This window comes from Streptomyces sp. ML-6 (assembly GCF_030116705.1).
In the GTDB taxonomy this organism is placed as follows: domain Bacteria; phylum Actinomycetota; class Actinomycetes; order Streptomycetales; family Streptomycetaceae; genus Streptomyces.
The window spans coordinates 307,700-319,625 of sequence record NZ_JAOTIK010000001.1 but is presented as its reverse complement, the minus strand read 5'-3'; the positions used below and the strand labels follow the sequence as shown (position 1 = coordinate 319,625).

14 protein-coding genes are annotated in these 11,926 nt (G+C 73.6%); 9 read left to right on the top strand and 5 right to left on the bottom strand.

The window, feature by feature from the left end:
- Nucleotides 1-179 precede the first annotated feature (179 nt).
- Nucleotides 180-1,355 carry a macrolide family glycosyltransferase gene (locus OCT49_RS01515; protein ID WP_283850073.1) on the top strand — a complete coding sequence of 392 codons (1,176 nt, stop codon included), beginning with the start codon at nucleotides 180-182 and terminating at the stop codon, nucleotides 1,353-1,355.
- Nucleotides 1,356-1,415: 60 nt separating this feature from the next.
- On the opposite strand, the gene OCT49_RS01510 is transcribed toward OCT49_RS01515, so the two are convergent.
- Nucleotides 1,416-2,363, bottom strand: a complete 948-nt coding sequence (locus tag OCT49_RS01510) for a LysR family transcriptional regulator (protein WP_283850072.1) — start codon at nucleotides 2,361-2,363, stop codon at nucleotides 1,416-1,418.
- Between the two features lie 71 nt (nucleotides 2,364-2,434).
- Between OCT49_RS01510 and OCT49_RS01505 the strand changes: the two genes are divergently transcribed.
- Nucleotides 2,435-3,085, top strand: a complete 651-nt coding sequence (locus OCT49_RS01505; protein WP_283850071.1) for a maleylpyruvate isomerase family mycothiol-dependent enzyme — start codon at nucleotides 2,435-2,437, stop codon at nucleotides 3,083-3,085.
- 102 nt (nucleotides 3,086-3,187) lie between these two features.
- On the opposite strand, the gene OCT49_RS01500 is transcribed toward OCT49_RS01505, so the two are convergent.
- Nucleotides 3,188-4,087 carry an alpha/beta fold hydrolase gene (locus OCT49_RS01500; RefSeq protein WP_283850070.1) on the bottom strand — a complete coding sequence of 300 codons (900 nt, stop codon included), beginning with the start codon at nucleotides 4,085-4,087 and terminating at the stop codon, nucleotides 3,188-3,190.
- A gap of 75 nt (nucleotides 4,088-4,162) precedes the next feature.
- Here OCT49_RS01500 and OCT49_RS01495 point away from each other — a divergent pair, with 75 nt between their 5' ends.
- From OCT49_RS01495 to OCT49_RS01475, 5 genes are all read left to right on the top strand, one after another.
- Complete coding sequence (locus OCT49_RS01495; RefSeq protein WP_283850069.1) at nucleotides 4,163-4,801, top strand: sigma-70 family RNA polymerase sigma factor; 639 nt, start codon at nucleotides 4,163-4,165, stop codon at nucleotides 4,799-4,801.
- Nucleotides 4,802-5,157: 356 nt separating this feature from the next.
- Complete coding sequence (locus OCT49_RS01490; protein WP_283850068.1) at nucleotides 5,158-5,409, top strand: hypothetical protein; 252 nt, start codon at nucleotides 5,158-5,160, stop codon at nucleotides 5,407-5,409.
- Nucleotides 5,410-5,595: 186 nt separating this feature from the next.
- Complete coding sequence (locus tag OCT49_RS01485) at nucleotides 5,596-6,075, top strand: hypothetical protein (RefSeq protein ID WP_283850067.1); 480 nt, start codon at nucleotides 5,596-5,598, stop codon at nucleotides 6,073-6,075.
- A 182-nt stretch (nucleotides 6,076-6,257) separates the two neighbouring features.
- Nucleotides 6,258-7,277, top strand: coding sequence for a threonine/serine dehydratase (locus tag OCT49_RS01480; protein WP_283850066.1), 1,020 nt, complete (start codon nucleotides 6,258-6,260; stop codon nucleotides 7,275-7,277).
- 586 nt (nucleotides 7,278-7,863) lie between these two features.
- Nucleotides 7,864-8,307, top strand: coding sequence for a Crp/Fnr family transcriptional regulator (locus OCT49_RS01475; RefSeq protein ID WP_283850065.1), 444 nt, complete (start codon nucleotides 7,864-7,866; stop codon nucleotides 8,305-8,307).
- Nucleotides 8,308-8,551: 244 nt separating this feature from the next.
- Here OCT49_RS01475 and OCT49_RS01470 read toward each other — a convergent pair whose 3' ends face one another.
- A complete protein-coding gene (locus tag OCT49_RS01470) occupies nucleotides 8,552-9,325 on the bottom strand; it encodes a VOC family protein (RefSeq protein ID WP_283850064.1) in 774 nt (257 codons plus the stop codon).
- 595 nt (nucleotides 9,326-9,920) lie between these two features.
- Between OCT49_RS01470 and OCT49_RS01465 the strand changes: the two genes are divergently transcribed.
- A complete protein-coding gene (locus OCT49_RS01465; RefSeq protein ID WP_283850063.1) occupies nucleotides 9,921-10,295 on the top strand; it encodes a hypothetical protein in 375 nt (124 codons plus the stop codon).
- Between the two features lie 132 nt (nucleotides 10,296-10,427).
- Nucleotides 10,428-11,057: a nucleotide exchange factor GrpE gene (gene grpE / locus OCT49_RS01460; RefSeq protein ID WP_283850062.1), complete on the top strand. Its 630-nt coding sequence runs from the start codon at nucleotides 10,428-10,430 to the stop codon at nucleotides 11,055-11,057.
- Between the two features lie 138 nt (nucleotides 11,058-11,195).
- Here grpE and OCT49_RS01455 read toward each other — a convergent pair whose 3' ends face one another.
- Nucleotides 11,196-11,375, bottom strand: coding sequence for a hypothetical protein (locus OCT49_RS01455; RefSeq protein ID WP_283850061.1), 180 nt, complete (start codon nucleotides 11,373-11,375; stop codon nucleotides 11,196-11,198).
- A complete protein-coding gene (locus OCT49_RS01450; protein ID WP_283850060.1) occupies nucleotides 11,372-11,860 on the bottom strand; it encodes a carboxymuconolactone decarboxylase family protein in 489 nt (162 codons plus the stop codon). The genes OCT49_RS01455 and OCT49_RS01450 overlap by 4 nt, the downstream gene beginning before the upstream one ends.
- Nucleotides 11,861-11,926 lie beyond the last annotated feature (66 nt).

Below are 11,926 nucleotides of genomic sequence, written 5' to 3'. Positions count from 1 at the left end.
GAAGGTAGGGTGCTCGGCATGCACCTCTACCAGATCTACGGCTGACGCGGACGGGGCAACGCCCCCGTTCCCGCCCGGCACCTCCCAGTGCGCCCCCGTGACCAGGACTTCTTCCTGGGGCCGCGGCGCACCGATGCGCCGTTCCCTTTTCGCCATAGACCTGAAACGAGTGATTCCCCATGTCCCGTCGCCGCGCCCATGTCGCGATGATCGGTATCCCCGCCGTCAGCCACGTCCTGCCCAGCATCCACGTGATCCGTGAACTGGTGGCCCGCGGCCACCGGGTGACCTACGCCAACGACCCCGTCATGGCCGAACGGATCGAGGCCGTCGGCGCCGAGTTCGTCCCCTGCGCCTCCACGCTCCCGGTCGCCGACAACAACTGGCCGGACGATCCCATCGCCGCGATGGACCTCTTCCTCGACAACGCCGTCCAGTCCCTCGGCCGGCTGCGCGCCGCCTACGACCCCGACCCCGCGGACCTCTACCTGTACGACATCGGCGCCTACGCCGCACGCGCCCTCGCCGAGGTCCAGGGCCGCCCCCTGATGCAGCTGTCCCCGACGTTCGTGGCCTGGGAGGGCTACGAACAGGAGATCGGCACGCACCAGTGGCAACTGCCCGGCGCCGACGCGTACCGGGCGAAGTTCGCGCGCTGGCTCGCCGACTGCGGGGCGTCCACCACCGACGTGGACACCTTCTCCGGCCGGCCCTCGAGGGCCCTGGCCCTGATCCCCCGTGCGATGCAGCCGTGCGCCGACCGGGTCGACACCGACACGGTGACGTTCGTCGGACTGTGCCCCGGCCCCCGCGAGGACGAGAAGACCTGGACCCGCCCCGCCGGGGCCGCGAAGGTCCTGCTGATCTCCCTGGGATCGGCGTACACCCGCCGGCCGGAGTTCTACCGCCGGTGTCTGGCGGCCTACGGCGACCTGCCCGGCTGGCACGTGGTGCTCCAGATCGGGAAGTACACCGACCCGGAGGAACTCGGCGACATCCCGTCCAATGTCGAGGTCCACTCCTGGGTGCCCCAGCCGGCGATCCTGGAACAGGCCGACGCCTTCGTCACCCACGCGGGCATGGGCAGCAGCGGCGAAGGGCTGATGGCCGGTGTACCGATGATCGCCGTCCCGCAGGGCGCCGAACAGTTCTTCAACGCGGACCGGCTCGTGGAACTCGGCGTGGCCCGCCGCATCGACACCGAGGAAGCCACCCCCGAGGTGCTGCGCACCGCGCTGGACGACCTGGTCACCGATCCGGAGGTGCGGCGCCGCTCGGCCGGGCTCCGGTCCGCCGCGCGCGCCGAGGGCGGCACCGCGCGGGCCGCCGACCTCATCGAGGAGATGCTGGGCTGACACGTTCCGGGGCGGGGTGGTGAACCGGCGCCCGGCCGTTCACCACCCCTGCGGGCGGGATCAGTTCCGTGACGGGTCCGGCAGGTCCGGCTGGTCCGAGGGGCCCGGCAGGTCCGGCAGCGACTCGCGCAGCCGGGCGAGGAGCGACCGGGCGGCGGGCCCCGCCGGTCCGGACGACCGCCAGGCGAGGACGACCCGGCCGCGCAGCTCGGGCCGGACGATCCGCAGCATGCGCAGCGGCCCGTCGGCCGGCTCCTCACCGGCCGGCAGCACGGCGACCCCGAGACCTCGGGCGGCGAGCTGCGCGAGCATGGACGGGGCCGCCGCCTCGAAAGAGATCCGGGGCCGGAACCCGGCCCGGGAGCAGGCGTGTTCGAAGACCGCGCGCACCCCGGTGCCGCGCGGCAGGCAGATCAGCGGCCGGTCCCGCAGATCGGTCAGTGGAACCTCGGTGCGGTCGCCCCGGGCGAGGAGCGGGTCGTCGTGAGCGACGGCGGCGACCAGCACCTCGTCGATCACGGTCTGGAAGGAGAGCCCGGTCGAGGGGCCTTCCTCGGTCCGCCCGAGGAGGGCGATGTCCAGCTCCCCGGCCAGGAGCGAGGCCTGCATCTGTTCCGAGGTGGCCTCGCTGAGCGCTATCTCCACCCCCGGGTGGGCGTCGTGGAAGTCGGCGAACAGCGAGGCCACGTCGAAGGAATGGCCGATGGCACCGGAGACGAGCCCGATCGCGACCCGGCCGCGCAGCAGCCCGCCGAACTCGTCCGCCGTCTGCTGCACCCCTTCCACTGCGGCCAGCGCGGCCCGCGCGTACGGCAGCACGGCCCGGCCCACCTCGGTCGGTGTCACCGACCGGCCGGAGCGGTCCAGCAGTGGCTGCCCCAACTCCCTTTCCAGGCCGCGGATCTGGGCACTCAGCCCGGGCTGGGCGAGGTGCAGCCGGGCGGCGGCACGGGTGAAGCCGCCCTCCTCCACGACGGCGACGAAATATCGGAGCTGCCGAAGTTCCATAACCAATGATTCTAGATCGAAGCATGACCAGGTATTGGACTTATGAAAGGGGCCCCAGCACCCTTGAGCACATGGGGAAGACGACCGGGCACACGGAGAACAGGACCGACATCAGGGCCATGATCGCGGCGGAACGCCAGGAACTGGCGGACCTGTTCGACGATCTGCGGGCCGACCGGTGGGACGAGCCGAGCCTCTGCGCGGGATGGCGGGTGCGTGAGGTCGCGGCCCACATGTCGATGGGATTCCGGTACTCGCTGCCCGCGACCCTCGCCGAAATCGTGAAGGCGCGCGGCGGGCTCCACCGGATGACCGACCGGGTCGCCCGCCGCGACGCGCGTGCCCACTCCACCGCCGAACTCGTCGAGTTCCTGCGGGACAACGCGCACCACCCGTGGAAGCCGCCGGTCGGCGGGCTCGCGGCGGCGCTCGGCCACGACGTGGTGCACGGGCTGGACGTCACCGTCGCCCTCGGCATCGACCGGCGCGTCCCCGAGGACCGGCTGCGGGTCCTGCTCGACGCGACCCGCCCCCGGAGCCTCAAGTTCTTCGGTGCGAACATCGACGGGGTGCGGCTGTGCGCCGACGACCTGGACTGGTCCTTCGGTACCGGTACGCCGGTGTACGGCGCGGCCCAGGACCTCCTGCTGGTCACGTTCGGCCGCAAGCTCCCGGCCGGCCGGTTGCGGGGCGGGCCGAGCGGCCGCTTCACCGGGGTCTGACACCGGCCCGTCCCGCCGGCGCCCGATCCCGGTCTGCGGCCCTCTTCGGTCCCGGCTCCGGACCGGCCGGCGGCAACGGTGTCCGTCGGCCGGGCATCCGGCTCAGCCCAGGAAATCCGCGACGGCCGCCACGAACCGGCCGGCGTCGTCGAGCCAGGGGAAGTGGCCGGTCCCCGGCTGCACCACGAACGAGGCGTCGGGGAACAGTCCCGCGTACTCGGCCGTCGACCGGGGCGGGCTGTTCAGGTCGAACTCGCCGGTGAGCAGCAGGACCGGCGCGCCGAAGGCGGCGAGCGCCGCACGGGTCGCCCCCGGGTCGAACGCGCCGTCGGTCCCGAAGCGGGCGACGGCCTCCTCGTTGTTCGGCCGCCCGTCCGCGTGATGGCGCCGCGCCGCAGCGTCCCAACGACCGTAGAGGAACGGGGCGATGGCCTCCCAGTCGCCACCCGCTCCCGCTCCCGTTGCCGTTCCTGCGCCTGTGCCTGTGCCTGCCCCTGCTCCCCTTCCTTTCCCCGTTCCCGTTCCCGCGATGAGTGCCTCCAGAGCGGCGAACGCCGGAGGGAACCACGGCTCGTCCTTCCGCAGCAGCGCCGCCTCGCGTCGCATCTCCCCGGTCACCGTCAGGCCGACGGCCCGGACGCTGGGGCCGACCAGGACGAGCCCGCCGACCCGGTCGGGGTACTCGGCGGCGTACCGCACCGCGATGTTCGTACCGGCGGAATGGCCGAGCAGATCCATCCGGGCGAGACCGAGGTGGTCGCGCAGGGCTTCGATGTCGTCGACCAGCCGGTCGCAGCGGTAGGAGGAGACGTCGTCGGGAATCGCGGACCGGCCCGTTCCGCGCAGGTCGAGGACGAGCGTTCGGCGGTGCGCGGCCAGGCCGCCGAGATCACCGAGGTAGCGGGAGTCGGCGGGGCCTCCCGGAATGCAGACGAGCGGGGGACCGTCGCCGTGCGCACGGTAGGCGAGCCGGGTTCCGTCAGGTGCGGAGAAAGTGGGCATGGCGCGAAGCATGTCACTCATAACCTGGTTGTACAACCGGGTTATGTCGAGTCGGGCAGGGTGTATAACCGAGCTGTGGCAGGCGAAGAGGACACCCCCCGGCACCTCGGGGAACTGACCGAAGAACAGGCCGGGCGCATGCTCGCCGACATGAACGAGGTCATCCGCGCGGGGGAGGAGATGCGGAAGCTGCGGGCCGAGATGATCAAACTGCTCGCCGGCCTCGGCTGGACCCAGGACAGGATCGCCCGGCTCGCCGGCATGAGTCAGCCGGCCGTGTCCAAGCAGGTGGCGAGAGGCGGGGCGGACGAACCGCCGCCCATGACGGAACTCTCCCTCGACCAGGGCGACGTGCCCTGGCTCGAAGGGCGGCTGTGGGGTCTGGCCGAGGAGATCTCCGAGACCTTCCCCGACACCGCCCGCTGCACGCGCTGCGTGAACGCCCTGGCCCGGGGGCGGAAACGCTTCACCCCCCGGAACGTCGACGAGTTGCGGCGCCTGGTGGAGGAGGACCTCGGGACGCACCGGGAACAGCTGCCCGGCGGCTACCGGGAGGCGTACGACCGGATCAGCCGCGGCCTCGACGTGCCCGCCGAGGTCACCACCACCGCGTCGGCCTCCGTGCGCCGCACCCTCGCCCACCGGCTCCAGCGCGACCGGCTCCGCCCGGCCGCCCGGCCATCCGCCCCCGACCGCGCGCCGCACGAGGACTGACGGCGGGTCGCACGAGGACTGGCCGCGCCAGGCCCGGGCTCCGACCGTCCCGTAACCACCTCACGGGTGTTCGTCGCGCGCGGGCAGGCCGGGGCGGGAGACTCCCGCCCCTTTCCCTGTCCCGTCCCCCGCTTGTCCCGTCCTGTCCTGTCCTGTCCCGGAGCCCGGACACACGCCGGACAGCTCCGGCTCTCCGGGACGAGAACGCCTGCTCGGCACACCCGGACCCCGGTGCGGACATTGTCCGGGACGCGGCCGGGACGCCCGTCCCCCGTTCCCCTCGGGCCACCGCCGCTCCCAGGATCGATTCCGACAGCAACGCTTCGACCCGAAGGAGAGACACGCGTACTCGACTCGTGCTCGCCGCTGCCGCTACGGGAGCCGCCCTGCTGATGGGTGCCGCCTCCGCCACCGCCCAGGCGGCGCCCGCGACCTCCGGCACGAGCACCACGTCCGTCGCACCGATCGCCGACTCGTGGATCCACGTCGGCACCTACCGCACCCTCCAGGCATGCTACGGCGACGGCGTGAACTCCGCCTACTCCGAGTGGGACTGCAAGGGGCCCTTCAGCAGCAAGTGGCAGCTCTGGGTGAACGACGGGTCCTGAGCCCGGATCGGGGCCGGGGTACGGGCGGCCCCGGCTCCGGAACGGCGGCGACGTCACGGCGGCCCACCGCGGCCGGCCCGTGGTGTCGCCGCCGTCGTGCCGGCCGGGTGCCTCGGGCCTTCGGGACCACTGGCGCCGCCGGTGGCCCCGAAGGCTCTGTCGGACCCCTTCTGTAGGGTGCGTCGCGTGAGTGACATCTACGAGCTGGTGCTCGCGGTCGACCTGCGCGACGAGCTCTCCGAGCAGGAGGTCGCCGAGCTGCGCTGGCACCTGGGAGCCGGGCCGCAGCCCGATCGGCTCTCCATCGTGACCGCCTTCCCCGTCGTGACCGAGGACGAATCGGGGGAGTGGGTGGTCGAGGACGAGCCGTCTCCGCTGCTGGCCACGGACGGCGGTGCCTGGCGGGTCGGCGGCGCGCTCTGCTCGGCACTCGTCGTCCGCGACGAATCGCCCCGGAAGGGCTGGGCACTGACAGCCCGTCAGGAGATCCACCCGGACGAGTTCGAGAAGCTGGGCGAGCTGCTCGGCTGGCTCGCCGCCCGCGCGCACGAGAACCACCGCTTCCCGGACGACACGACGGTCCGGCTGGGGCACCTGAGGTTCTACGAGAACCTGATACCGGACGTGCTCGAAGTGAAGGACGGCCGGGTCGTCTGGCCGACGTGACCCATGTCCTGCGGGGTGAGGGCGGGTGAGCGGGGCGACGGTCCGTCGGCGGTGCGGCGCCGGAGCCACTGTTCACCGCGGTGAACACACCGGCCCGTGGATTTCTCCCGCGCTCATCACCGTCACAGCCCCCGACCGGCCCGGCGCCCGGTCGTGTCCCCCTCACCGCAGGAGCAAGCACAATGCACCGACTCGCCCACGACGACATCGAGGCCGCCACCGGACGGATCGCGGATCAGGTCCGCCCCGTCACCGTGACCCGGACCGCTCCGGGGGAGATCGTCCGTACCGGTCACCACGACACCGCAGGCGGTGGAGCCGATTCCTGCGAGGTGTGGCTGGCGCTCGAATTCATGCAGCACACCGGTTCGTTCAAGGCGCGTGGCGCCCAGAACTTCATCCGGGCCCACCGCGATGCGGGCACCCTCCCGGACATCGGCGTGACGATCGCCTCCGGCGGGAACGCCGGGCTGGCCTGTGCCTGGGCCGCCCGGCGGCAAGGAGTGCGCGCGACCGTGTTCCTGCCCACCACCGCCCCGCAGGTGAAGATCGCCGGACTCCGCTCGTACGGTGCCGACGTGCGCCTGGTCGGCACCCAGTACGCCGAGGCCCTGGCCGCCTGCGAGAAGTTCGCCGCCGAGACCGGCGCGCTGGCCGCACACGCCTATGACCACCCGCTGATCGCGGCCGGGGCGGGCACCCTGCTGGCGGAGATCCACCGGCAGGTTCCCGGCCTGGACACCGTGGTGGTCGCGGTCGGCGGTGGCGGGCTGTTCGCCGGAGTGGCCACCGCGGCCCGGCACCACGGCATCCGCACGGTTGCCGTCGAGCCGGAGAACTGCCGCGCGCTGAACGCCGCCCTCGAAGCCGGACACCCGGTCGACGTCCCCGTGGACTCGATCGCCTCCGACTCCCTGGGCGCCCGCCGGGCCTCCGCCATGGCCCTGCACGCCGCCCAGCAGCACGACGTGCGCTCCGTGCTGGTGCCGGACGACGAGATCCTCCGCGCCCGCCGGACCCTGTGGGGCAACCGCCGCCTCGTCGTCGAACCCGGCGCCGCAACCGCTCTCGCCGCCCTCACCACCCCGACCACCGGACCGGGCATCGGCTACCGCCCCCGCGCCGGGGAGAAGATCGCCGTCGTCCTGTGCGGGGCGAACACCGACCCCGGCGACCTGATCACCGGCCGGCCGGAGGCCTGAACCGCGTCCCGGCCGGGGGGTCGCCCCACCGATCTGTCGGCGTACCGCCCCGCCCATGGGCGACAGCGGCCGGTCCGCGCTGTCGCCCGCCTCGTGCACAGGGCTTTCGTTCCCGCGGCCCTGCTGTCATGCGCGTCGTGCGGCATGACCGTTCCACCTCGGGCACCGAGGAGCGCTCGGGGCGCGTCGTGGGGGGACCGGGCCGAGGACGGACGGTGGTGACAGGGTGTGGGAGAGAGGCGGCGAGGGTGCGGTACGGGTGGGGTAGCGGACCGGAGCACCGGGGAAGGGGGCCGGTCCGCGAAGGGACCGGGGTGCCACCGGACCACCGCCCGTGCTCCGATCCTCACGCGGGTGGGGCGTGATCGCACACGGAGACACGGCCTCGGCTGCGTACTTTTGTTCCGGCGGGGGAAAGACCCTCCTACGAGAGGTTGCCAGAACCTCGTGACCGCACGGGCGACGCGCATGGGCACCTCCTCGTACGCCACCTCCCGGGGCCGTGCGTCGCGGCGACGGAACGGCTCCACGGAGTGACCCGAGGGCCTGCCCGCTGCGGAGAGCCGCTCCTCGCAGGAGTACTCCGATGACCACACTCAAGATCACGTCTTTGCCACCCGCACGCCGTGAACACCTCCTGAGCCTTGCCGAAGACGTCCACTTCCCCGCGGCACGGCGGCTCTTCGAGGAACACACCCCCGCCGACCGCTTCTGGGTACTGAAGACCGGGGCGGTGACCCTCGACTCACAGCTGCCCAACCGGCGCCGCGCGGAGATCGAGACCCTGGGGCCTGGCGAGCTGGTCGGGCTGTCCTGGCTCTTCCCGCCCTACGAGTGGGAACTGGGCGCCGAGACGCTGAGCCCCGTCCGGGCCCATGAATTCGACGCGGCCCGGGTACGGGCCCTGTGCCGGTCGGACCCCGAGTTCGGATTCGAGATCAGCCAGTGGGTGGGGATGGTGCTCACCCGTCGGCTGCACGCGACCCGCGGCAGGCTGCTCGACCTCTACGAATCCGTCGCACGGGCCTGAAGACCACCCACCGGGCCGCCCCCGCCCGCAGGAGCGGCCCCGCCCCCGCCGCCCGCCGGAGGACCGCCCCGGGCGACCGGCGCGGCTCAGGCCTACCCACCCGCGGGCGGGCACGCCACCTGCCTGCCCGTCCGCGCAGGGGCACGCCCCCGCCTGACCGCCCGCGCACGCCCCCGTCTGGCCGACGCGGGCGATATGGGTACGCTGGATGAGGTGGCTGCCGTCGGACGCCGGACACGGTGATTCAGAAGCCGGACACGGTGAAGAGGGCGCCGTCGGAGTCGCGGATGACGCAGGCGTCCTCCGGGGTACCGGTGAGTGAGGGAACCGGTGATGACTCGCCCCCGGCCGCGACGGCGGCCGCTGCGGCCCGCCCGCTGTCCCGGACATGGAAGTCGACGTTCCAGCGGGGCCGGACCTCCGGGTCGGGAGCGTCCTCGACGCCCCCGCCGCGCAGGGTGGCAACGGTGCGCCCCGCGGCCTGGACGACGATGTGGTCCTGGGCGTAGTCGACCGTGCAGCCGCCGGGCGGCCGGGCCCAGTCGAAGACCTCCGCGTAGAAGATGGCGGCGTCGAACGCGTCGCGGGTCCGCAGGTCCAGCCGGACCGGGGCACCGGACAGCCCCACCGGCCAGGACAGGGCCGGGCCCTCCCAGAACCCGAACACGGCCCCGTCGCGGTCGGCGGCGATTCCCGCCCGGCCCTCGCCCAGCGGAAGGGGGCCGACGGCGAGCGTGGCACCGCGCTCGCCGATCCGGCCCGCCGTCCCGTCCGCGTCCTTGACGGCGAAGTACGGGGTCCAGACGGCCGGATGGTTCCCGCCCGGGCAGCACCCGATCCCCGCGACCGGCTCGCCCCGTGCCAGCGCCACCGAGAAGTCGTCGCCCAGGGCGCTGTCCCTGAACTTCCACCCCATGACGTCGGCGTAGAAGGCCTGCGCCGCACGCAGGTCCTGCGTCAGCAGGTTCACCCAGCAGGGCGCGCCGAGCACCGGCATGATCTTGTCGGAGGTCGTCATTCGGAACTCCTTCGGGTGCGGGGTGGGACAACCCTCGTGAAGGCCGGGCGGTGGGGGCGGGCCCGGGGCCGGCCCGGATCCCCGATGCCGGGGCCGCACCATGTGCGGGGAGCCACCTGCCGTCGGGATGCGGGGGCGGAGTCCCGGCGACCGGGCCTCGTGCCTCGCGCCCGGTGCGGATGCGGCGGCCGGGCCCCGCCCGTGCGCACTGCTCATCCGGCGTGCCTCGGCGGCCGGAAACGCCGTGACGGCGTCGCCGCCGTACCGGGCCCATGCCCCCACCCTGGCGCCGATCGCACCCCACCGCACATCAACGCCCCGACACCTGCGCCCGATCCCGCACCGCTCCGACCCGGACGGTCCCCGGCCGTCCGCCCCGGCTCCGGAGCCCCGGCGCGATCCGGTCCGCCCGCCGGGCGAGGACAATGGAAGGGAGGAAACGCCGCCGTGCGCCGGAGAACCGCACTCCCGCCGCTCCGGCGAAGGGTTTCCCCGCGCGGCTGCGCCCTCCACCGGCCGCCCCGCCGCGGTCCGGGCCCGCCCGGACCGGACCGGTCCGGGGCCGGTGCACCGGAGTGACGACGAGGGAGCGGACATGGCACGAGTGGTGGTCGAGGGCACCGACATCGTCGTGCGCCTGTCCTGGTGGGAGAAGGCGATGGCACGCCACCGTGACGTGCGCGTCCCGGTCACGGCCCTGCGCCGCCCCCACGTCGAGCCCGACTGGTGGCGGGCGCTGCGCGGCGAGCGCGGCCGGGGCACCTGGATACCCGGACTGCTGTACATGGGTGTCCGCCCGCTTCGGGAGGGACGGGACTTCGTGTCGATACGGGAGGGCAGACCGGTGCTGTGCGTGGAGCTGCGCCGGGGTGCGCCGTACAGCCGACTGGCGGTCTCCCTCCCCGACCCCGAGGAGGCGATGGGCGCCCTGCTGCCGCTGACCCCGCGGGACCGGCTGGGGGTGAAGTGACCAGATGCTTCCGCAGCCCCCGCCCGGAGCGGCGGAAGCACCGGTAACGGCACGCCCGGGGACGCGGCCACGGTGACGACGAAGCCGTCCACGCGGAGATCTTCGACGAGGAGCGGAAGGGAGAGAGGCCGGATGAGTGAGAACCCGCATGCCGGCCGGCAGGGCGATCGGTCGCTCGTGCCGGTGCGCGACTGGCGCGGGACCGCCCCGGCCGGGTTCCCGCCCCGGCGCCGCCGGGACGCGTCGGGAGCCGGCCGGACGGAGCCGAAGGACGGGACGGGGTCGCGCGAGCGGATCGCGGAGCTGACCGACGACCTGCAACGGGTGAAGGCCGAGTACGACAACTACCGCAAGCAGGTGCGCCGCGACCGCCTGGCGATCCGGGAGATCGCGGTGGCCAACGTGCTCACCGGCCTGCTGCCGGTCCTGGACGTCGTGGAGGAGGTCCGCCGACAGGGCGACGACGGCGGCGCGGCGGCCCTCGCCGGAGTGATCGAGGACCGGCTGGCGGCACTCGGTCTGCGCACCGTCGGGGCAGTCGGGGAGCCCTTCGACCCCCGTGCCCACGAGGCGGTCGCCTTCCGTGCCTCCGACACGGCCCGTGCGGCCGTGTGCACCGAAGTGCTGCGGTACGGCTACCGGGTCGGCGGCCATCTCCTGCGCCCCGCCCAGGTGGAGGTGACAGGACCCGCCCCCGCCCGGGGGACCGTGTGCGACACCACCCCGGACCCCGGACGGGTACGCGTCCCGGGGGACGCCTGAGCGCCGCCCTGGCCGGGAACGGCGCCTCGTACGACCGCCCCCGGACGGGAACCGCCCGGGGGCGGTGCGCCCGGTCGGGACCGGCCCGGTCCCTGTACGACGTTCCGGCGGGAACAGGGCGGAAGCCTCCCGCGCGGCTCAGGTGCGGTGGAAGTCGGCGAGGGCGGTGAACGCGCCCTCGGGCTCCCGCGGCAGGCCGGGACAGGTCGTCCCGGAGCGGGCCTCGAAGACCTGCACGAGGCCGTGGCCGGTCAGGTCCAGATTTGTGCCAGGCCCGCCGTCGGCCTTCCCGGCAACCGGGAGGCCGCGCCCGTTCACCGCTGAGGGGCCTCGCGCACGGGGTGCTTGCTCAGGATGGAGACCCGGTTGAACGCGTTGATGGTGATCGCCACCCATATCACTGCGGAGATCTCGTCGTCGGTGAGGGCCCGGCGGGCCTCGGCGTAGGCGTGCTCCTGCGCGAGGGCGTTCGCGGGCTCGGTGGTCGCCTCCGCCAGGGCGAGCGCCGCACGCTCACGCGCCGTGAACAGCTCGGTGTCGCGCCAGGCGGCCAGCACGCCCAGACGCCGGGTGGTCTCACCCGCACGCAGCGCGGCCCGGGTGTGCACGTCGAGGCAGTAGGCGCAGTTGTTGATCTGCGACACGCGGAGGTTGACCAGCTCCACCAGCACTCGGTCCAGCCCCGCGTCGGCGGCGACCGCGCGGACCGCACCGGACGTCTCGACCAGGGCGCGGTAAGCGCTCGGACTCTGCTTGTCCACGAAGACCCGCTCGCTCACGGGGCCCGCCACCGTGTCACTCAACCTGGACTCCTTCACGGGACCTGCCCGCTCCTCGCTCGTTTCGCCGTGCGCCCGACGGAGCATCGG

Bases quoted from the DNA above. Each gene is read 5' to 3' on its own strand.
- OCT49_RS01465 (WP_283850063.1), top strand. From the start codon at position 9,921: ATGGCACGAGTGGTGGTCGAGGGCACCGACATCGTCGTGCGCCTGTCC.
- OCT49_RS01500 (WP_283850070.1), bottom strand. From the start codon at position 4,087: ATGCCCACTTTCTCCGCACCTGACGGAACCCGGCTCGCCTACCGTGCG.
- OCT49_RS01505 (WP_283850071.1), top strand. From the start codon at position 2,435: ATGGGGAAGACGACCGGGCACACGGAGAACAGGACCGACATCAGGGCC.
- grpE (WP_283850062.1), top strand. From the start codon at position 10,428: ATGAGTGAGAACCCGCATGCCGGCCGGCAGGGCGATCGGTCGCTCGTG.
- OCT49_RS01475 (WP_283850065.1), top strand. From the start codon at position 7,864: ATGACCACACTCAAGATCACGTCTTTGCCACCCGCACGCCGTGAACAC.
- OCT49_RS01515 (WP_283850073.1), top strand. From the start codon at position 180: ATGTCCCGTCGCCGCGCCCATGTCGCGATGATCGGTATCCCCGCCGTC.
- OCT49_RS01510 (WP_283850072.1), bottom strand. From the start codon at position 2,363: ATGGAACTTCGGCAGCTCCGATATTTCGTCGCCGTCGTGGAGGAGGGC.
- OCT49_RS01480 (WP_283850066.1), top strand. From the start codon at position 6,258: ATGCACCGACTCGCCCACGACGACATCGAGGCCGCCACCGGACGGATC.
- OCT49_RS01470 (WP_283850064.1), bottom strand. From the start codon at position 9,325: ATGACGACCTCCGACAAGATCATGCCGGTGCTCGGCGCGCCCTGCTGG.